Genomic DNA, 19,668 nt, shown 5'->3' with positions numbered 1-19,668 from the left:
CGGCTAAGCCGCCTTGCCCGCCCGCAGCGAGCCGGCCATCTCCGCCAGCCGCTCGAACGACGCCGTGCCGGTCACCACGGTCGTCGCCTCGCCGTCCGTGCGCACGAGGGCGTCGTAGTGCGGGCCCTCCCAGCGCTGCCAGACCTGACCGGCCACCGTCTGCGTCTTCCCGGAGTCCTTGGCCCGCTGCGTCACGTCCGGGACGAACTTCTTCGGCTCCGACGTCGACTGGTAGAGGGCCACGTACTGCGTGTCCGGGTCGAGGAAGCCCAGCCGCCACGTGTCGCCCTGCTCGCGGTTGTACGAGACGACCGTCGCCTTCCAGTCGCCACCGAGACCCTCGGGCGCCAGCACCGGATACGGCGCCGCCCGCTGGGCCGTCAGGAGCTCCACCCGGTAGTCCTTCACCTGGACCGGGTTCGCGTCCTCGTCGTGCGGGATGAAGTAATACATCACGCCCGCGGCCACCAAGATCACCGCAAGGGACTGAATCATCCCGCGGACCGTCTGTCTGCCTCGCATACCTGCCACGCCCCCCATGGTCGCATCACGATGCCGCGCTCATACGTGGGCCCCTCTGCTCAATTTGTCGACGTACCGATAGAGTCGCAGCACCCTCCATTCCGGCCGTCGCCGTACAGAAAGGTGCGCTCCGATGACCGAGCATCATCTGCCGTCCGAGCTCGAGGTCTCGCCCGAGGCCCCCGACCGCAACCTCGCCCTCGAACTGGTACGTGTCACCGAGGCCGCCGCCATGGCCGCCGGCCGCTGGGTCGGCCGCGGGGACAAGATCGGCGCCGACGGCGCCGCGGTCAACGCCATGCGGACCCTCGTCTCCACCGTCTCGATGAACGGCGTCGTCGTCATCGGCGAAGGCGAGAAGGACGAAGCCCCCATGCTCTACAACGGGGAGCGCATCGGCGACGGTACCGGCGCCGAGGTGGACATCGCCGTCGACCCGATCGACGGCACCACGCTCAACGCCAAGGGCATGCCGAACGCGATCGCCGTCCTGGCCGCCGCCGACCGCGGCACCATGTTCGACCCGTCCGCGGTCTTCTACATGGACAAGCTGGTCACCGGCCCCGAGGCCGCCGACTTCGTCGACATCAACGCCCCCGTCTCGGTCAACATCCGCCGGGTCGCCAAGGCCAAGCGCATGGCGCCCGAGGACGTCACGGTCGTCATCCTGGACCGTCCCCGCCACGAGGGGATCGTCAAGGAGATCCGCGAGACCGGCGCCCGGATCAAGTTCATCTCCGACGGCGATGTCGCCGGCTCGATCATGGCCGTCCGCGAGGGCACCGGCGTCGACCTGCTGCTCGGCATCGGCGGCACGCCCGAGGGCATCATCTCGGCCTGTGCCATCAAGTGCCTGGGCGGTGTGATCCAGGGCAAGCTGTGGCCGAAGGACGACGCCGAGCGCCAGAAGGCGATCGACGCCGGCCACGACCTCGACCGGGTGCTGTCCACGAACGACCTGGTCAGCGGCGAGAACGTGTTCTTCGTGGCCACCGGCATCACCGACGGCGAGCTGCTGCGGGGGGTCCGCTACCGCTCCGAGACGGCGACCACGTCGTCTCTCGTGATGCGCTCGAAGTCGGGCACGATCCGCCAGATCGACTCGACGCACCGGCTCTCGAAGCTGCGCGCCTACAGCAAGATCGACTTCGACCGCGCGAAGTAGCGCCGGACGCAGGGCACGGAGACACGAAGAGGGGCGCCCCCATGTGCGGTGGGGGCGCCCCTTCCCGTACGGCCGGGCCGCCGGGGCCGTCAGCCCGCGGCGGCGATCCGGTCCGTCGCGGCGTTTCTGAGCTCCACCTCGCGCCGCCGGCGGCGGGCGAGCACCACGCGGCGCTCGGCCGCGGTCAGCCCGCCCCACACGCCGTACGGCTCCGGCTGGAGCAGCGCGTGCTCGCGGCACTCGACCATCACGGGGCAGCGGGCGCAGACCCGCTTGGCGGCCTCCTCCCGCGAGAGCCGGGCGGCGGTCGGCTCCTTGGAGGGGGCGAAGAACAGTCCGGCTTCGTCCCGGCGGCACACCGCCTCCGAATGCCAGGGGCCTGCCTCGTCCTCCCGTGCGGGGGCGGCCTGGGAAGGGACGGCGGCGACCTGGAGGGGCTGATGCGGCGGATGCAGCACGGTCTACTCCTGACGACGGCTTCGCGAGCGAGAGACGATGCAGCAGCCTTACCCGCTGTGCGTACGCCTATGCACCGCGTGCCAGGGAGTTCCGGAGTGCGGAATCCGAGGGTCGGAATCCGGTCACCCGGATCGGCGTCCGCGGGGCTCGCCGACGCGGCGACCGGTCACCGGACGGCGCGACACCCGGTCGGCTCCGTCGCCTCTCCGGTCGGTGGCCGACGCGACGCCGGTTCAGCGCCGGCGGGGCCGCGACCCGGCCCCGGGTCAGTGGCCGAGGTGCTTGCGCAACTGGTTCTGGAGGTCGGTGATCCACTTGCCGCGCTTGGGCTTGGCCTCGACGTTGCCGAAGACCGAATAGCCGTTGATCACGACGACCGGGGCCTGCGGGTCGGCGGCCTCCAGGTTCACCACCTCGAAGTTGCCGAAGATTCCGGTGCCGTTGCCCCGCAGGGTGATGTTCTCCGGGACCCGCACCTCGACGTTGCCGAAGACGGAGGTGGCGTTGATGGTGGTGAGCCGCTGGGCGAAGAGCGCCTCGGTCAGGTCGATCTCGATGTTCCCGAAGAGGGAGAAGGCGTTGGTCCGGCGGCTCACGCGCCAGCGGCCCTTGCGGGTGGTGCTGGAGAAGACGGCGACCAGGTTGTCGGCGGGGCCCGAGGTGTCGTCGGGGCCGTAGGCGTACGCCGATGCCGGCTCCGGGCGGGGGCGGGCGCCGGCGGGCAGGTCGCGGACGATGGGCTCCAGCTCGCCCACGGTCTTGGCGCGGTAGACCGCGTCGATCCGCTCGGAATGCTCCTCGGCGTCGATCCGCCCCTCGGCCAGGGCGTCCCGGAGGATGTCCGCGATCCGGTCCCGGTCGGCGTCCGAGGCCCTCAGGGAGTCGCCGACGGCGGCGGGCGCCGGGGCGGGCTCGGCGGGGGCGACCGGCTTCTGGGGCTGCTTGTCGAGGTCCACGACACCACCTTAGCGAAACGCGATAGATCGCGACTAGCCCACCGCGCGCGCTGTGTGGAAGGGGCCGCCCGGAACACGGAGAAGGCCCCTCCCGTCGCGGGGTGCGGCGGGAGGGGCCTCGCGAGGCTCCGGCAGGAGCGGGCGGGCGGGGTGCCAGGCGGGGTGCCGGGGTCTCAGCCCACCGTCGTCCGGAGTGACGCGGTGTTGTCACCCGGGTTCGGGTCGGGCGTGCCGCTCCCGGCCGTCGCCGTGTCGGTGATCGTGGTCCCCGCCGTCGCCCTGACCGTGACCCTGATGGTCGCGGTCGCCTGGGCGTTGCGCCCGATGCGGCCGAAGGCGCAGGTCACGGTGTCGGATGACCCGGTGGGCGGCAGGACGGCGCACGTCCCCCTGCTCGGCGTGGCGGTCACGAACCGCCCCTCGCCGGGGAGGCTGTCGTCGAGCACCACGTCGTCGGCGGCGGTCGGCCCGTTGTTGCGGACCGTGACCGTGTACGTCAGGTCCTCTCCGTTCGTCACGGGCGCGTCCGAGGTGATCGTGACCCGCAGATCGGCGCGGGGCAGGGCGACGGCCAGGCTGTGTGCGAAGCCCGCCGCCACCGCGCCGACCCCCTCCAGCAGCCGGTCGCAGGTCGGACTCTGCACGGACGCGCAGACACGGTTCGGGGTGGTCCTGCCGCTTCCCCAGGTGCGGACGGTGCCGTCGGCATGCCGGGTCACACCGAACCGGAACCCGGCGTCGACGGCGGTGGCCCCGCCGAGGAAGACGGTGCATCCGGCGCTCGTACCCGTGCCGCAGACGCGCACCGGCGTGTGCCGGTCGGTCGTCGTCCCGTCGCCCAACTGCCCCTGGCCGTTGTGGCCCCAGGCCCGGACACCGCCGTCGGCCAGTACGGCCAGTCCGTGGTCCTCGCCCGCGGCCACCGACGCCACACCGCCGAGGAAGGCGGTGCAGCCGGCCGAGGTCCCGACCGCGCAGACCCGCACGGGCGCGGTCCGGTCGGTGGTCGTGCCGTCGCCGAGATAGCCGTGGAAGTTCTGCCCCCAGCCACGCGCGGTGCCGTCCGTCATCGCGCCCAGGCTGAAGAAGAGGCCGGCGGCGACGCTCCGGACCCCGCCGGTCAGCAGGGTGGGGACGGGGACGAGCCGCTGGACGGTGGTGCCGTCGCCGAGCGCGCCGTAGCGGTTGTCGCCCCAGGCGCGGACCGCTCCGCCGGTGCTCACGGCGAGACTGTGCGCGTAGCCCGCCGAGACGTCGGCCACCCCCGTGAGGAAGCTGGTGCACCCCGCCGAGGTGTTCTGGGCGCAGACCTGGACGGGCACGTTGCTTGCGGTGGTGGTGCCGTTGCCCAGCTGGCCCTCGCCGTTGTATCCCCAGGCCCAGACGGTGCCGTCGGAGCGGACCGCGAGGGTGTGGAGGCGGCCGGCGGAGATCGCGGTCACCCCCGTCAGGGAGCCCACCCGGACGGGCGCGTGGCGGCTGACGTAGGTGCCGTCGCCCAGCTGCCCGGTCTCGTTGCTCCCCCACGTCCAGACCGTGCCGTCGGAGGTGAGGGCCACGCTGTGGAGGTAGCCCGCTTCCACGGCGACGACCCGGCCCAGCGCCCTGGGGCAGGGAGCGGCGCCGCAGACCGCGACCGGTCCGGGGCTCGCGCCGACGGTCGACCCGTCACCCAGCTGCCCGTAGTCGTTGGACCCCCAGGCCACCACGTCGCCCGGTTCGGCGGCCCGGCCGGCGACGGCCGCCGAGGGCGCGAGGCCCGCCCACAACAGCACGGTCAGCCCCAGCGCCACGGCCCGTCCCGGTGAGCGGCGGCCCCGCACGGCACATCCCATGGATCGTCCTCTCGTACGCATCAGCTCACCGGCGTCCGGAGGACCGCGGTGTTGTTGACCTGCTTGGGATCGGACGTGCCGGCGCTCACCGTCACCGTCCCGGCGATCATGGTCCCGGTCGCGGCGGTGACCCTGACCCGGATGCTCACCGTGGCCTGGGCGTCGGCGCCGATCCGGCCGAGCGCGCACGTCACGGTGCCGGAGCCGCCGGCCGGCGGGCCCGTGCAACTCCCCCTGCTGGACGTGACGCTCACGAATCCGCTCCCGGCCGGCAGGCCGCCGCCGACGGTGACGTCGTCCGCCGCGGTCGGACCGTCGTTGCGGACCGTGACCGTGTACGTCAGGTCCTCGCCGCTCGCGACCGGTTCGTCCGCGCCGATCGCGACGCGCACGTCGGCGCGCGGGCGGACGGCCGCCAGGGCGAAGTCCGCGCCCGCCGCGACGGTCCCGGCCCCTTCGAGGAGGCGGTCGCACGGCGCGGGCCTGCCGGGGGCGCACACCCGGACCGAGGCCGGCCTGCTCGTCTGCGTTCCGTCGCCGAGCTGGCCGAAGGCGTTGGAGCCCCAGGCGCGGGCCGTGCCGTCGGCCTGCCGGGTGAGGCTGAAGGACCCGCCCGCGGCGACCGAGGCCACCCCGCCGAGGAAGGAGGTGCATCCGGCGCCCGTTCCGGTGGCACAGACCCGCACGGGCGTGGTCCGCTGGGTGGTCGTTCCGTCGCCCAGCTGTCCCGCGCTGTTCTGGCCCCAGGCGCGGACCCCGCCGTCGAGGACCGCGAGCGTGTGGGCGCCGCCCGCCTCGACGCCGGTCACGGCGGTGAGGAAGGTGGCGCATCCGGCACTCGTGCCGGTCGCGCAGACCGCCCCGGGCCAGGTGCTGCCGGTGGTGGTGCCGTTGCCCAGCTGCCCGCTGGTGTTGGATCCCCAGGCGACGACCGCGCCGTTGTCCTGGCGCACGGCCACGCTGTGGCGCGCGCCCGCGGCGATGGCCTTGATCCGGTGGGGGACGCCCGAGGGGACCGGGAAGGCGCTGGACTCGGTCGTGCCGTCGCCCAGCTGCCCCGAGGAGTTGTCGCCCCAGGCGCTCACCTCGCCGCCCGCGTGGAGGGCGAGGCTGTGCGCGGCGCCCGCGGCGATGGCGGTCGCCCGGGCCAGGACGGGCTCGCCGCACCCCGCTTCGGGGAAGAAGAGGCACCGCACCTGCACGGGGGCGGACCGGTCGGTGGCGGTCTCGTCGCCGAGCTGGCCGGCGTGGTTGCGGCCCCACGCCCAGACGGTCCCGTCCCGGCGGAGCGCGAGGCTGTGGTGGTCGCCCGCCGCGATGGCGTTCACGTCGGTGAGGGAGGCGACCGGGACGGGCGTGGTCCGTGGCGTGGTCGTGCCGTCGCCCAGCTGTCCGTACTGGTTGGCACCCCAGGTCCAGACCGTGCCGTCGTTCCGCAGGGCCATGCCGTGTCCGGAACCGCCCTCGACGGCGACCACACCCTCCAGCGCGGCCGCGCACGAACCGCCCGCGCAGACCGTGCCCGGCGTGGTCCGCACCCCCGAAGCGGCCCCGTCGCCGAGCCGGCCCTCGGCCCGGTCGCCCCAGGCGAACGCCGTACCGGGCTCGGCGGACCGGCCCGCCGCTCGCGTCGTCCCCGCCACGTGCGGCGCCTGCGCCGCGTAGGCCGTGGGTGCCGCGTAGGCCGTGGGTGCCGCAAGTGCCGCCCGAGCACCGTCGGGCACCACCCCCGGCGCGAGACCGCCCCACAGCAAGGCCGCCGCGGCCACGGCCACGGCCCCTCTCCACCCAGGTGTCATCGGTCTTCCTCCCGTACGCGATCGAGGTCTCCCCGGCGGCACGGAAGAGGCGGCCGGTGCACAAGGCACGTACGAGCACAATCTGGACCCCCCACCCGAGGCGAGGTGAGGGACACGCAGCGTGGGCGTCACTTGGCCGATACGGACATCACCCGCCCGGAACTGAGCCTTACCTCACAGACGCCGCCGCCGAGCCGCGCTCTACGCTGGAGGACGCGCCGCCAATGGAGGCGGCGCTGCTGTCTGCCGAGTGAGGAATGGCTGCCGTCATGCCAGAGTTTGCGTACTCCGATCTGCTCCCCCTGGGAGAGGACACCACGCCCTACCGCCTGGTGACCGCCGATGGTGTCTCCACCGTCGAGGCCGACGGCCGTACGTTCCTCAAGGTCGAGCCGGAGGCCCTGCGCCGGCTGGCCGCCGAGGCGATCCACGACATCCAGCACTACCTGCGCCCGGCCCACCTGGCCCAGCTGCGCCGGATCATCGACGACCCGGAGGCGTCGAGCAACGACAAGTTCGTCGCGCTCGACCTGCTCAAGAACGCCAACATCGCCGCCGCCGGCGTGCTGCCCATGTGCCAGGACACCGGCACCGCCATCGTCATGGGCAAGCGCGGCCAGAACGTGCTGACCCGGGGCGGCGACGAGGAGGCCCTCTCCCGCGGCATCTACGACGCGTACACCAAGCTGAACCTGCGGTACTCGCAGATGGCCCCGCTGACCATGTGGGACGAGAAGAACACCGGCTCGAACCTGCCCGCGCAGATCGAGCTGTACGCGACCGACGGCGGCGCGTACAAGTTCCTCTTCATGGCCAAGGGCGGCGGCTCCGCCAACAAGTCCTTCCTCTACCAGGAGACGAAGGCCGTGCTCAACGAGGCGAGCATGATGAAGTTCCTGGAGGAGAAGATCCGCTCACTCGGCACGGCCGCCTGCCCGCCGTACCACCTGGCGATCGTCGTCGGCGGCACCTCGGCCGAGTTCGCCCTGAAGACCGCGAAGTACGCCTCCGCGCACTACCTGGACGAGCTGCCCGCCGAGGGGTCGGAGCTGGGCCACGGCTTCCGGGACAAGGAGCTGGAGGAGAAGGTCTTCGAGCTGACCCAGAAGATCGGCATCGGCGCGCAGTTCGGCGGCAAGTACTTCTGCCACGACGTCCGCGTCGTCCGACTCCCCCGGCACGGCGCCTCGCTGCCCGTCGCGATCGCCGTGTCCTGCTCGGCCGACCGCCAGGCCGTCGCGAAGATCACTGCCGAGGGCGTCTTCCTGGAGCAGCTGGAGACCGACCCGGCGCGCTTCCTGCCGGAGACCACCGACGAGCACCTCTCCACGGAGGGTGACGTCGTGAGGATCGACCTGAACCAGCCGATGGACGAGATCCTCGCCGAGCTGACGAAGTACCCCGTCAAGACCCGCCTCTCCCTGACCGGCCCGCTGGTCGTGGCGCGCGACATCGCACACGCCAAGATCAAGGAGCGCCTCGACGCCGGCGAGGAGATGCCGCAGTACCTCAAGGACCACCCGGTCTACTACGCCGGCCCGGCGAAGACCCCCGAGGGGTACGCCTCCGGCTCCTTCGGCCCGACGACGGCCGGCCGCATGGACTCGTACGTCGAGCAGTTCCAGGCGGCGGGCGGCTCCAAGGTCATGCTGGCGAAGGGCAACCGGAGCAAGCAGGTCACGGACGCCTGCGGCAGCCACGGCGGCTTCTACCTGGGCTCGATCGGCGGCCCGGCGGCGCGCCTGGCGCAGGACTGCATCAAAAAGGTCGAGGTCGTCGAGTACGAGGAGCTCGGCATGGAGGCCGTCTGGAAGATCGAGGTCGAGGACTTCCCGGCGTTCATCGTGGTGGACGACAAGGGCAACGACTTCTTCCAGAACCCGGCGCCGGAGCCGACGTTCACGCACATCCCGGTGCGGGGGCCGGGACTGGGCTGAGCCGGGGCGATCGTCGGGGCCCCGGGCGAACGTCGCCCGGGGCCTCCGGCGGTCGGCCCACGCGCCGGAAGCCCTCAGGCCCGCCCCGGCCCCCTCACGGCGCCGCGTGGCACCGGCACCCGCACACCAGGTGCCGTACCCCCGGGACCCCGCTCTCGCGAGGAGCGTGATCCCGGCACCGGTCGTGGCGGCCGACCACACAGCGCGGCGAGCGGAACTCCGGTTCGGCCGCCTCCTCCGGAGGCTCGCCCTCACCCATGAACGTACGCGCGAACAGGGACACGCTCACCGCATCGGCGATCTCCGGCGTCACCCACCACGCGTCCCCCGCCCGGTCGCGGTGCGGCCCTTCGTGTCCCACCACGAGGACGCAGACCGATCCGGCACACACCGGCCTCACCACGGCCGCCACGGCGAACACCGACCGCCGCGCTCCGCAGCGGGAGCCCGCACCCCCGCTCATCGAGCACCCGCGTGGATGTTCCGGTGGTCCACGTCGAGCCCCACCGTCGCCAGCCACAGCACCCGCCGCCGCTTCCTCTGTGCCGCCCGGCCGGCGGCGGCCGCCACGTACGGACGGACGAGCGGCGAGCGCGCCCCGTCGAGAGGCGCGGCCTGTTCGCGGCTGTACGGCGAGCGCCGGGTGGCGACGCGGGGCGGGCGCGACGGACGCGGCGAGGCGGCGTGCCGGGCACGCGGCGGGGCCTCGCGGTGGCGACCTGTGGGTGGCAGGGTCCGCATCAGCAGCCAGAGCATGACGGGGATCAAAGCCCCGCCGAGGGCACGCGCGATAAGGTTCCGCACGTCATCAACTCCTTGAAAGTTGGTGGCCATGCCCCGGGAGGTCTAGCCACCTCGCCGGGGTCTTCCGTGGTCGCGACCACCGTAGTGCGTGATGCACAGTGATGCATCACGATGTAGCTAGAGCCACCCAAACGTGCACTTGTATGACTATCTACCGTTGGACCATGAGCCTTGATCCGGAATCGGGACGGCCGCTTTACGTGCAGCTAGCCGACGTCATCGCAGCCAAGATCGCCAGCGGGGAGTACGCGCCGGACCGCATGATTCCGACGCCCGCTCGCCTGGCCGAGGAACACGGCATCGCACAGATGACCGCCCGCCGCGCCATGCGGGAACTCCGCGAACGCGACCTGATCTTCACCGTCCCCGGCAAGGGCTCCTATGTCACCCCCCGCGCGGGAACGACCAGCCCCTCCCCCGACGCCTGACCCACCCTCATTAGGCTGACGCCCATGAGACATCACATACGGGCCCGGGCCCTCGCGCCCGCCCTCGCCGTCGTCGCCGCGGTCGGCGTACTCGCCGGGTGCGGCAGCGAGAAGGCGCCGACCCAGGACGTCAAGGAGGCGCCCGTCGCCGCGGGGGCCAAGGCCGCCGCGTCCCTCGGCGAGCCCGGCACCGCGTGCGTTCTGCCCGTGTCCTTCGGCCTCGCGGCCGACTGGAAGCCGAAGGCCGTCCGGATCGACGAGGGCGACGAGCTCGCCGCCGCCCTCGGCAAGCAGGGTCCCGCGACGATGGTCTGCGAGATCGACGCCAAGCCCGCCGGGAACATCGGTTACATGCGCGTCTGGACCGCCCCCGGCGCTGCGACCCGTACGGCCCTCGAAGGGTTCGTGAAGGCCGAGGAGAACAGCACCAAGGTCGCGTACAAGGAGACGAAGGCCGGCGCGCTGCCCGTCGTCGAGGTCACGTACACCGTCTACAACGAGATCATGGAGGAGTCCAAGGAGGAGAGCGCCTTCGCGGTCTCCACCCCGAAGGGCACGGTCATCGTGCACCTCGGCGGCCTCGACACCGAAGAGCACCGCGAGATGCTCCCCGCGTACGAGCTGGCCCGTTCCAGCGTCAAGGCCCTCTGACCGAGCGCTCGCGCCGAGGCCCCCGTCCCGCACCGGACGGGGGCCTCGGCGCACGGGCCACGCGCCCCACGGGCCACGCGCCCGCGCGAGGGCCGTACGACCTAGACGAACCGCTGGTTCGCCGAGCCGTCGCAGTTCCGGAGCCGCAGCGGCTCCTTCGCCGCCGACTGGGTCAGGCACAGCCCCGTCGCGGCCGCCGGCCGGATCGTGGCCCCGTCCCGTACGAACCGCTGGTTCGCCGCGCCCGAGCAGTTCCAGAGGACCAGTGCCGTGCCCGCCTGGTACTTCGCGCCCGGTACGTCCAGGCAGCGGTCCTGGGTCAGTTCCGTATGGAAGGTGGAGCGGGCGGAGTCGTACCACCAGCCCTGGTTGCGCCCCCCGTGGCAGTCCCAGCCGAGGACTCCGGTGCCGTTGGCGCTGGCGGAGGCGTCGACGTCGGCGCAGTTGCCCGTGGCGGCGTTCCGCAGCGGCTTGTAGGCGTCGTCCCAGGCGTACGGGAAGAGGGTGGCCTTCCCGGTCGAGGACACGTCCGCGCATCCGGCTTCGCGCAGGCCGGCGTCGTAGAGCTGCGTGAGGCAGGAGGCGAAGGCGGCGTGGCCGCGGGCGTTGGGGTGGAAGGACTGCCGGACGGAGTTCTCGTCCGGGGTGCCGGGCTTGGAGAGGTCGATGTAGAGGCCGCGGGCCCAGGGGTCCTCCGTGCAGACCTCGTGGCCGTGGAAGAGCCGGGAGTTGTCGAGGTAGGTGGCGCCGGTGTTCGCGGCGGCCTTGCGCATGCCGCGCTGGAAGGCGGGCACGGCGGTGTTGCGGCCCCAGACGGTGTCGGAGTCGTAGCCGAGCCCTCCGCAGGCGAGCTTGCCGGGGAAGTTCGGGTTGTCGCGGAAGTCGGGGCCGATGGGGCTGGGGTAGCCCATGACGACGAGCTTGTAGTCGCCGTCGGCGTATCCGGCGTCGCGCATCACTGCCTTGAGGTCGCGCACGGTCTGCTCGACCTTGGGGACGAGCGCGTCGACGCGGGCCTGCCAGCCGGGGGCGTACTTGGGTTCGCAGGGGCCCTGGAGGGTCAGGTACCGCGTGACGCAGTCCGTCATCACCGGGCCGAACTGCAGGTCGTCGTTGGCCCCGGCGACGAGGAGCACCATCTTGATGCGGGTGTTGCGGGCCTTGATGGCGAGGTTGTCGCTCTGGACGAGTTCGTCGGCGTACTGCTTCGAGCCGCCGATCCTGATGTTGCCGCTGTAGGCGCCGGAGCACGAGGCGTTGAACGTGAGGTCCGCGGGGATGCCGGTGCGGTGGATGGCGGCGTCGGGCGAGCGGTGGCACCAGTTGGTGGGGCCGTTGGTCGGCGGTTCGTAGGTACCGACGCCCTCTCCGGAGATCTCGCTGTCGCCGAGGGAGATCAGGCCGGTCCTGCGGTCGGCGAGCGGGCGCTCGGCGGGGTCGCCGTAGATCCTGGTGGCCTCGGCGGCGCGGATGGCCTCCAGTTCGGGCGGGAGCGGTACGGATGCGACGCGGGCGGTGCCGTCGGTCGTGTCGGCCGCGCCGGCGGGTGCCGCGGCTGCCATGGTTCCGAAGGCCGCGGCGGCCGCGGCCGCGGCCGCGATCGTCCGGCGGAGTCTGAGCCTGGTGCGCCTCATTGCGCCTCCTGGAGGTGGGGTTACCCACGGTTTCTACTGGTCGGTACGCACGTTGGGAATAGGCGGAACAAGACAACTGCTCAACTTTTGCAGGAGGTTGGGAACATGAGTGACACGAGTGACAAGCGGGAAGACGTCCGGGACGACCCCCGGGCGGGCTTCCGGATCGAGCACGACTCCATGGGCGAGGTGCGGGTCCCCGCCCACGCCAAGTGGCGCGCCCAGACCCAGCGGGCGGTGGAGAACTTCCCCGTCTCCGGGCAGCGCCTCGAACGCACCCATATCGAGGCCCTCGCCCGGATCAAGGCGGCCGCCGCCAAGGTGAACGCCGAACTCGGCGTGATCGACGAGGACATCGCGCGGGCCGTCCAGGACGCCGCGGCCGAGGTGGCCGAGGGGCGGTGGGACGACCACTTCCCGGTCGACGTCTTCCAGACCGGCTCGGGCACCTCCTCCAACATGAACACCAACGAGGTGCTCGCCACCCTGGCCGGCGAGCGCCTCCCGGAGGGCCGGGCCGTCCATCCCAACGACCACGTGAACGCGTCCCAGTCGTCCAACGACGTCTTCCCGTCCTCCATCCACATCGCCGCGACCGCCGCCGTCACCCGCGATCTGATCCCGGCCCTCGGTCATCTGGCCGCCTCCCTGGAGCGGAAATCGGCCGAATTCGCGAACGTGGTGAAGTCCGGCCGCACGCACCTGATGGACGCCACCCCGGTGACCCTCGGTCAGGAGTTCGGGGGCTACGCCGCCCAGGTCAGGTACGGGATCGAGCGGCTGGAGTCCGCCCTGCCGCGGCTCGCCGAACTGCCCCTCGGCGGTACGGCGGTCGGCACCGGCATCAACACGCCACCCGGCTTCTCGGCCGCGGTCATCGCCGAGGTCGCCCGAGCCACCGGCCTCCCCCTCACCGAGGCCCGCGACCACTTCGAGGCGCAGGGCGCCCGGGACGGCCTGGTGGAGACGTCCGGCCAGCTCAGGACGATCGCCGTCTCCCTCACCAAGATCTCCAACGATCTGCGCTGGATGGCGTCAGGGCCGCGCACCGGCCTGGCGGAGATCAATCTGCCCGACCTCCAGCCCGGGTCCTCGATCATGCCGGGCAAGGTGAATCCGGTCATTCCCGAGGCGGTTCTGATGGTCGCCGCGCAGGTGACCGGAAACGACACCACGGTGGCCGTGGCGGGCGCGGCCGGGAACTTCGAGCTCAACGTGATGCTCCCGGTGATCGCGAAGAACCTCCTGGAGTCGGTCCGGCTGCTGTCCAACGCCGCCCGGCTGCTGGCGGACCGTACGGTCGACGGCATCACCGCCAACGTCGAGCGGGCCAGGGAGTACGCCGAGTCCTCGCCGTCCGTCGTCACGCCGTTGAACAAGTACATCGGCTACGAGGAGGCGGCCAAGGTGGCCAAGAAGTCCCTGGCCGAGCGCAGGACGATCCGCGAGGTCGTCCTGGCGGGCGGGTACGTCGAGCGCGGCGACCTGACCGTCGAGCAGCTCGACGAGGCCCTCGACGTCCTGCGCATGACGCGGCCCTAGGCAGTGTCAGTGGACCCGTTGAAACCGGTCCAGCCGTATCTGACTCATCCGTGACCTGTGCCGCAGCGGTGCCGGGGGCTCGCCCCTAAGATCTGCGCATGACAGGATCGGGCGGCCCCCAGCACTGGGCGCCGGGGGAGCACATCCTCTGGCGCTACCGCGGCAACGGCTCCGGCGCTGTGCACATCTGCCGGCCGGTGACCGTCGTCCAGGACACCTCCGAGCTGCTCGCCGTCTGGATGGCGCCCGGCACGGAGTGCGTCAAACCGGTGCTCACCGACGGGACCCCCGTCCACGAGGAGCCCCTCGCCACCCGCTACACCGCCCCGCGCACCACCACCCGCTCGCGCTGGTTCGGCACGGGCGTGCTGAAGCTGGCCAGACCCGCCGACCCGTGGTCGGTCTGGCTGTTCTGGGACCGCGGCTGGCAGTTCCGCAGCTGGTACGTGAACCTCGAGGAGCCCCGCACCCGCTGGTCCGGCGGCATCGACTCCGAGGACCACTTCCTCGACATCTCCGTCTATCCGGACCGCAGCTGGCTGTGGCGGGACGAGGACGAGTTCGCCCAGGCCCAGCGGGCCGGTCTGATGGACGCCGCCCAGGCCGCACGGGTCCGCGAGGCGGGCCGGGCCGCCGTCGACGTGATCCGGGCGTGGGGCGCGCCGTTCTCGGACGGGTGGGAGGACTGGCGTCCGGATCCGCGCTGGCAGGTGCCCGAGCTTCCCTCGGACTGGGATCGCACCCCGGCGCACACCGCACCGTGAGACCCTTGATGCGCCCCCGGGGTGCAAACGTAGGATCGTCCTCCGCAAGACGTGATCAACCGAACGCCGTGTCAACCACTGAGCACAGCGCAGGACCTGACCGTAAGTCATCCAGGAGGGGGAGAGCCGTGCCGGACGTGCGCCCGGGTGTCGCGACCCCTGCCGCGGCCGCTGCTCGCGGGGTCTTCGGATCCAGTACCCGCCAGGGGTTTATCCCCGGTGACGGCGCGGCATCGGCGAGAAGAGCGAGTGCATCGCACCACCGGCCCGGACGGACGGAATCCCACGCGTGACGGAGCATCCCACCTCCCACGAAGGCCGCCAGCCGCTGGCTGCCCGGTCGCAGGAACGCGCCCGCCCCCGCCAGGAAGCGGCGACGGCGGCGGCGGCGGCCGTCGCGGTGCCCGCGCCCGGCGGCGGCGGAGGGGCGCAGGACGGCGCCGCCTCGCGGCGCGAGGGTGACCGGCTGCGGTTCGTGGGCGCGGCGACCCGGCGGATCGCGCGCGGCATAGACCTGGACGAGATCGTGCTCGGCCTGTGCCGGGCCACCGTGCCGACCTTCTCCGACGTGATCCTGGTCTATCTGCGCGACCCGCTCCCGGTGGGCGACGAGCGGCCGGTCGCGCCGTTCGTGCTGCGGCTGCGCCGCACCGACCGGCTGCGCTTAACGGACCTGGAGGGCGAGGAGCTGGTCCTCGTCCCCGACCCGGACCCGACCCCCGCGGCGGAGCTGTGCGAGGTCCGCTCCGGCGGCGCCCTCGCCGAGGTGCTGCGCGGGGTCCGGCCGGTCTTCGGCGACTCCGCGGCCGCCCGGGCCGCGCTGCCCGAGCTGCTCGGCTCCGACCACCCGGTGCCCGGCGGGCACCGGGCGATCCTCGCGCCCCTGCGCGGCCGGCGCCGGGTCATCGGGGCCGCGGTCTTCCTGCGCCGCCCCGAGCGTCCGGGCTTCGAGCCGAACGACCTCCTGGTCGCCGCCCAGCTGGCGACGCACACGGCGCTCGGCATCGACAAGGCCGTGCTCTACGGCCGCGAGGCGTACATCGCGGACGAGCTCCAGCGCACCATGCTGCCGGACTCGCTGCCGCAGCCGACCGGGGTGAAGCTCGCCTCCCGCTACCTCCCCGCCGCCGAGACGGCCCGGGTGGGCGGTGACTGGTACGACGCGATCCCGCTGCCCGGCAGCCGGGTGGCGCTGGTCGTGGGCGATGTCATGGGGCACTCCATGACCTCCGCCGCGATCATGGGGCAGCTGCGCACGACCGCGCAGACCCTGGCGGGTCTCGACCTGCCGCCGCAAGAAGTACTGCACCACCTGGACGAGCAGGCCCAGCGGCTCGGCCAGGACCGGATGGCGACCTGCATGTACGCCGTGTACGACCCGGTCTCGCACCGGATCACGATCGCCAACGCGGGCCATCCGCCGCCGATACTGCTCCACCTCGGCGGCCGAGCGGAGGTGCTCCGGGTTCCCCCGGGCGCTCCGATCGGCGTGGGCGGGGTGGACTTCGAGGCGGTCGAGCTGGACGCCCCGGCGGGCGCGACGCTGCTGCTGTACACCGACGGTCTGGTCGAGTCCCGGCTGCGGGACGTGTGGACCGGGATCGAGCAGTTGCGCGAGCGGCTGGCGGCGACGGCGCAGTTGACCGGGCCCGACCACTCGCCTCCGCTGGAGGCGCTCTGCGACGACGTCCTCGACATGCTCGGCCCGGGCGACCGGGACGACGACATCGCGCTGCTCGCGGCCCGTTTCGACGGGATCGCGCCCAGCGACGTGGCGTACTGGTTCCTGGAGCCGGAGGACGCGGCTCCGGGGCGGGCCCGACGGCTCGCGCGGCGGGCGCTGGCGCGCTGGGACCTGGAGGAGCTGTCGGACTCGGTGGAGCTGCTGATCAGCGAGGTCGTGACGAACGCGGTGCGGTACGCGGAGCGGCCGGTGACCCTGCGGCTGCTGCGGACCGACGTACTGCGCTGCGAGGTCGGCGACGACTCTCCGCAGCTGCCCCGCCAGCGGCGGGCGCGGGACACCGACGAGGGCGGCCGGGGGCTGTTCCTGGTGAACCGGCTGGCCCGGCGGTGGGGGGCGACGCGGCTCTCGGGCGGCAAGGTCGTCTGGTTCGAACTGGCCACGCGCCCCTAGGGCGTGTTTCGCAGGCGGCTGTCGTCCATGACGAAGGCCGGGCCCCCGGGGGCCCGGCCTTCGTCACGTCGTCACCCGGTCACGGGAGCTGGAACGGACGCTCGGCGTCCTCCCCGCCGTCCGGGGGCTCGATCGTCGCGTCCGAGGCCGACGGCGTCGGCTTCGGCGGTGTCGTCGTCGTCCGGGTCGGCTGCGGCGGGGTCGTCGCGGTCGGCGTCGGCGGCGGCGTCGGGTCGGGGGTGTCGGTGTCGGGCGTGGCCGGCGGCGTCGGCGTCGGGGACTCGGTCGTCCGGGACGGCGTGGGCTCCGGGGCGAGGACGCCCGAGTCGCCGGTCTCCAGATCGAACGGGGTGTCCGAGCCGCCGCCGAGCGCGCCGGTGGTGTAGGCGCCCCAGATCTGGGCGGGCGTGCGGCCGCCGTTGGCGCGGCCGGGGTTGATCGTGTCGGTCAGGGTGACCTGGCCGCCCTTGGGGTCCTCGCCGAAGAGGCCGACGGCGGTGACCAGTTCGGGGGTGTAGCCGACGAACCAGGCGGAGCGGTTGTTCTCCGAGGTACCGGTCTTGCCGGCGGCCGCGTAGTCGCCGGCGGCGCGGAAGCCGGAGCCGCTGGAGACGACGCCGGTCATCGCCTTGGTGACGGTGTCGGCGGCCTCGCGGCTGAGGACCCGCTCGCCGATCGCCTTGACCGGCTCGGCCTGGCGGTTCTTGTGCGCGGCGGACTTCACGATGGTCGGGGTGACCTTCACGCCGTGGTTGTCGAGGGTCGCGTAGGCGGCGGCCATGTCCCAGGTGGAGGCGCCCATGGTGCCGAGCGACATCGCGGGGCTCTCGACGAAGTCGGGGCTGTCGCGCAGGCCGAGGTCGAGCGCGGTCTTCTTCACGTTGCCGGGGCCGACGTCGACGATCATCTGGGCGTACACCGAGTTGATCGAGCTGTTGGTGGCCTTCTGGACGGTGACGGGGCCGTAGCTCCTGTCGTCCTCGTTCTCCGGGTTGAACGGCACGTCGCTGCCCTCGACGGGCCGCTTGCTGGTGCCGTCGTAGACGGTGCCGAGGCCGATCTTCCGGCCGTCCTGGGTGTCGGCCCCGTTCTCCAGGGCGGAGGCGAGCACGATCGGCTTGAAGGTGGAGGCGGGCTGGTAGTCGCGCCGGGTGGCGTTGGACATCCAGTGCTCGGTGGCGCCGACGCCGCCGTAGAGGGCGAGGACCCTGCCGGTCTTCGGGTCGACCGAGGTGGCGCCGGCCTGGACGGTGGCGTCCTTCTCGTCGTCCTTGCGGTCGAGCTTGTCCTCCAGCTGCCGTTCGACCGCCTTGACCAGCGACTTCTGCTTCTTCTCGTCGATGTTGAGGGTGATCGTCCAGCCACCGGCCCTGATGTCGCCCTCGCTGATGCCCTGGCGCATCAGCTCCTGGTTGGCGGCCTCGACGAGGTAGCCGGTCTGGCCCTCCATGCCGGGGGCGGGCTTGGGTTTCTGGGGGACGGGGAACTTCAGGCCCGCGCGTTCGGTCTGCGGCAGCCAGCCTTCCTCGACCATGTTGTCGAGGGTGTAGTTCCAGCGCTCCTCGACCAGCTTGCGGCCGGTGGGGGTGGCGGAGGTCCAGTCGTACTGGTTGGGGGCCTGGAGCAGGGAGGCGAGGTAGGCGCCCTGGGCGACGGTCAGCCGGGAGGCGTCGACACCGTAGTACGACTGGGCGGCGGCCTGGATGCCGTAGGCGCCGCGTCCGTAGTAGCTGGTGTTCATGTAGCCGGCGAGGATCTCGCTCTTCTCCGTGCGCTGGTCGACCTTGAGGGCGATCACCATCTCCTTGAGCTTGCGGGTGACCGTCTGGTCCTGGTCCAGGTAGTAGTTCTTGACGTACTGCTGGGTGATGGTCGAGCCACCCTGCTTGGCCTTGCCGGTGACGGTGTTCAGGGCCGCGCGGGCGGTGCCCTTGATGTCGACGCCGTGGTCCTTGTAGAAGGTCTTGTTCTCCGCGGCGACGAAGGCCTTCTGGACGCCCGTCGGGATCTTCTCCAGGCCGACGATCTCCCGGTTGACCTCACCGGTACGGGCGAGGACCTTGCCGTTGGCGTACTTGTAGACGTTGCTCTGCATGGTGGCCTGGGCGTTGGCGACGGGCACCGGGACCAGCAGATAGACGGCGTAGAAGGCTCCCAGCACGAGCAGGCAGCCGACGAGGAACGTGCCCAGGAGTTTCCTCCAGGTGAAGAGACGGCGTATCCGCCCGCTCTTTCCCTGGCGTTTGTCCGCTCGGCCCATGTGCGTCGTCGCTCCGCTCGTCGTCGTTCCGGTCCCGGCGTCCGCGCCGAATCAGCTCAGCAAGCTAACACCGCTCATGCAGACAAAGGGCGATCGATCCGGTCTTTCCGGACGTGAGAATCAGCACCTGTCTCCACGGGAACCGACGCGCCAGAGACGGCGATGGTTGTGCGATACCCGTCACACGCTGCCCTGTTGGCGGTATACACCGTGCGTATACACCGGGGGTACAGTGACCGGCATGTCCATCGGTCACACCCTTCTGGGGCTCCTGGAGTCCGGTCCGCGTCACGGCTACGACCTCAAGCGCGCCTTCGACGAGAGATTCGGCCACGACCGGCCCCTCCACTACGGGCAGGTCTACTCGACCATGTCGCGGCTGCTGAGGAACGGCCTGGTCGTGGTCGACGGCGTCGAGGCCGGCGGGGGCCCGGAGCGGAAGCGGTACGCCATCACGGAGGCCGGCATCACCGATGTCGAGCGCTGGCTGGCGCAGCCCGAGAATCCGGAGCCGTACCTCCAGTCCACGCTCTACACCAAGGTCGTCCTCGCCCTGCTGACCGGGCGCGGTGCGGCCGGGCTCCTCGACGCGCAGCGGGCCGAGCACCTGCGGCTGATGCGCGATCTCACCCGGCGCAAGAAGGGCGGCGACCTCGCCGACCAGCTGATCTGCGACCACGCGCTGTTCCACCTCGAAGCCGATCTGCGCTGGCTGGAGCTGACCGCCGCCCGTCTCGACCGGCTCGCCGAGGAGATCCGCCGATGACCCCCGCTC

General features: G+C 72.1%; 16 protein-coding genes. 8 read left to right on the top strand and 8 right to left on the bottom strand.

Annotated elements, in window-relative coordinates:
* Window positions 1-3 precede the first annotated feature (3 nt).
* Complete coding sequence (locus AB0K65_RS05315) at window positions 4-540, bottom strand: DUF4245 domain-containing protein (protein WP_365714379.1); 537 nt, start codon at window positions 538-540, stop codon at window positions 4-6.
* A gap of 115 nt (window positions 541-655) precedes the next feature.
* On the opposite strand from AB0K65_RS05315, the gene glpX reads away from it, so the two are divergent.
* Window positions 656-1,687 (top strand): class II fructose-bisphosphatase, encoded by a 1,032-nt coding sequence (glpX, locus tag AB0K65_RS05310; RefSeq protein ID WP_365714378.1) that lies wholly within the window; start codon window positions 656-658, stop codon window positions 1,685-1,687.
* 89 nt (window positions 1,688-1,776) lie between these two features.
* On the opposite strand, the gene AB0K65_RS05305 is transcribed toward glpX, so the two are convergent.
* The 4 genes from AB0K65_RS05305 to AB0K65_RS05290 all read right to left on the bottom strand — a co-directional run bounded on the left by AB0K65_RS05305 (window position 1,777) and on the right by AB0K65_RS05290 (window position 6,712).
* On the bottom strand, window positions 1,777-2,145 hold the full coding sequence (locus AB0K65_RS05305; protein ID WP_365714377.1) for a WhiB family transcriptional regulator: 369 nt from the start codon (window positions 2,143-2,145) through the stop codon (window positions 1,777-1,779).
* Window positions 2,146-2,412: 267 nt separating this feature from the next.
* Window positions 2,413-3,102 carry a DUF1707 domain-containing protein gene (locus AB0K65_RS05300; RefSeq protein WP_365714376.1) on the bottom strand — a complete coding sequence of 230 codons (690 nt, stop codon included), beginning with the start codon at window positions 3,100-3,102 and terminating at the stop codon, window positions 2,413-2,415.
* A 173-nt stretch (window positions 3,103-3,275) separates the two neighbouring features.
* Window positions 3,276-4,937, bottom strand: a complete 1,662-nt coding sequence (locus tag AB0K65_RS05295; RefSeq protein WP_365714375.1) for a hypothetical protein — start codon at window positions 4,935-4,937, stop codon at window positions 3,276-3,278.
* 20 nt (window positions 4,938-4,957) lie between these two features.
* Window positions 4,958-6,712 (bottom strand): hypothetical protein, encoded by a 1,755-nt coding sequence (locus AB0K65_RS05290; protein WP_365714374.1) that lies wholly within the window; start codon window positions 6,710-6,712, stop codon window positions 4,958-4,960.
* A 293-nt stretch (window positions 6,713-7,005) separates the two neighbouring features.
* On the opposite strand from AB0K65_RS05290, the gene AB0K65_RS05285 reads away from it, so the two are divergent.
* Complete coding sequence (locus tag AB0K65_RS05285; RefSeq protein ID WP_365714373.1) at window positions 7,006-8,673, top strand: fumarate hydratase; 1,668 nt, start codon at window positions 7,006-7,008, stop codon at window positions 8,671-8,673.
* A gap of 459 nt (window positions 8,674-9,132) precedes the next feature.
* Here AB0K65_RS05285 and AB0K65_RS05280 read toward each other — a convergent pair whose 3' ends face one another.
* Window positions 9,133-9,477, bottom strand: coding sequence for a hypothetical protein (locus AB0K65_RS05280; RefSeq protein WP_365714372.1), 345 nt, complete (start codon window positions 9,475-9,477; stop codon window positions 9,133-9,135).
* Window positions 9,478-9,641: 164 nt separating this feature from the next.
* Between AB0K65_RS05280 and AB0K65_RS05275 the strand changes: the two genes are divergently transcribed.
* Complete coding sequence (locus tag AB0K65_RS05275; protein WP_365714371.1) at window positions 9,642-9,905, top strand: winged helix-turn-helix domain-containing protein; 264 nt, start codon at window positions 9,642-9,644, stop codon at window positions 9,903-9,905.
* Window positions 9,906-9,929: 24 nt separating this feature from the next.
* Complete coding sequence (locus AB0K65_RS05270; protein WP_365714370.1) at window positions 9,930-10,556, top strand: lipoprotein; 627 nt, start codon at window positions 9,930-9,932, stop codon at window positions 10,554-10,556.
* A 101-nt stretch (window positions 10,557-10,657) separates the two neighbouring features.
* On the opposite strand, the gene AB0K65_RS05265 is transcribed toward AB0K65_RS05270, so the two are convergent.
* Window positions 10,658-12,190, bottom strand: coding sequence for a ricin-type beta-trefoil lectin domain protein (locus AB0K65_RS05265; protein WP_365714369.1), 1,533 nt, complete (start codon window positions 12,188-12,190; stop codon window positions 10,658-10,660).
* Between the two features lie 105 nt (window positions 12,191-12,295).
* Between AB0K65_RS05265 and AB0K65_RS05260 the strand changes: the two genes are divergently transcribed.
* The 3 genes from AB0K65_RS05260 to AB0K65_RS05250 all read left to right on the top strand — a co-directional run bounded on the left by AB0K65_RS05260 (window position 12,296) and on the right by AB0K65_RS05250 (window position 16,633).
* Window positions 12,296-13,732 carry a class II fumarate hydratase gene (locus tag AB0K65_RS05260; RefSeq protein WP_365714368.1) on the top strand — a complete coding sequence of 479 codons (1,437 nt, stop codon included), beginning with the start codon at window positions 12,296-12,298 and terminating at the stop codon, window positions 13,730-13,732.
* Between the two features lie 98 nt (window positions 13,733-13,830).
* Entirely contained in the window at window positions 13,831-14,496 is a 666-nt protein-coding gene (locus AB0K65_RS05255; protein WP_365714367.1) for a DUF402 domain-containing protein, read from the top strand.
* 289 nt (window positions 14,497-14,785) lie between these two features.
* Complete coding sequence (locus tag AB0K65_RS05250) at window positions 14,786-16,633, top strand: SpoIIE family protein phosphatase (RefSeq protein ID WP_365714366.1); 1,848 nt, start codon at window positions 14,786-14,788, stop codon at window positions 16,631-16,633.
* Window positions 16,634-16,712: 79 nt separating this feature from the next.
* On the opposite strand, the gene AB0K65_RS05245 is transcribed toward AB0K65_RS05250, so the two are convergent.
* On the bottom strand, window positions 16,713-18,893 hold the full coding sequence (locus AB0K65_RS05245) for a transglycosylase domain-containing protein (protein WP_365714365.1): 2,181 nt from the start codon (window positions 18,891-18,893) through the stop codon (window positions 16,713-16,715).
* A gap of 241 nt (window positions 18,894-19,134) precedes the next feature.
* Here AB0K65_RS05245 and AB0K65_RS05240 point away from each other — a divergent pair, with 241 nt between their 5' ends.
* On the top strand, window positions 19,135-19,659 hold the full coding sequence (locus AB0K65_RS05240) for a PadR family transcriptional regulator (RefSeq protein ID WP_365714364.1): 525 nt from the start codon (window positions 19,135-19,137) through the stop codon (window positions 19,657-19,659).
* The last annotated feature ends 9 nt before the right edge of the window (window positions 19,660-19,668 follow it).

The sequence above is a fragment of the Streptomyces sp. NPDC053755 genome, from assembly GCF_040677675.1.
Classification (GTDB): domain Bacteria; phylum Actinomycetota; class Actinomycetes; order Streptomycetales; family Streptomycetaceae; genus Streptomyces.
Note: the sequence above shows the minus strand (reverse complement) of the source record. Positions and strands in the feature narration are given on the sequence as shown.

Coding starts and splice junctions, on each gene's coding strand:
- AB0K65_RS05315 (WP_365714379.1), bottom strand. CDS start 540: ATGGGGGGCGTGGCAGGTATGCGAGGCAGACAGACGGTCCGCGGGATG.
- glpX (WP_365714378.1), top strand. CDS start 656: ATGACCGAGCATCATCTGCCGTCCGAGCTCGAGGTCTCGCCCGAGGCC.
- AB0K65_RS05295 (WP_365714375.1), bottom strand. CDS start 4,937: ATGGGATGTGCCGTGCGGGGCCGCCGCTCACCGGGACGGGCCGTGGCG.
- AB0K65_RS05285 (WP_365714373.1), top strand. CDS start 7,006: ATGCCAGAGTTTGCGTACTCCGATCTGCTCCCCCTGGGAGAGGACACC.
- AB0K65_RS05275 (WP_365714371.1), top strand. CDS start 9,642: ATGAGCCTTGATCCGGAATCGGGACGGCCGCTTTACGTGCAGCTAGCC.
- AB0K65_RS05270 (WP_365714370.1), top strand. CDS start 9,930: ATGAGACATCACATACGGGCCCGGGCCCTCGCGCCCGCCCTCGCCGTC.
- AB0K65_RS05265 (WP_365714369.1), bottom strand. CDS start 12,190: ATGAGGCGCACCAGGCTCAGACTCCGCCGGACGATCGCGGCCGCGGCC.
- AB0K65_RS05260 (WP_365714368.1), top strand. CDS start 12,296: ATGAGTGACACGAGTGACAAGCGGGAAGACGTCCGGGACGACCCCCGG.
- AB0K65_RS05255 (WP_365714367.1), top strand. CDS start 13,831: ATGACAGGATCGGGCGGCCCCCAGCACTGGGCGCCGGGGGAGCACATC.
- AB0K65_RS05245 (WP_365714365.1), bottom strand. CDS start 18,893: ATGGGCCGAGCGGACAAACGCCAGGGAAAGAGCGGGCGGATACGCCGT.
- AB0K65_RS05240 (WP_365714364.1), top strand. CDS start 19,135: ATGTCCATCGGTCACACCCTTCTGGGGCTCCTGGAGTCCGGTCCGCGT.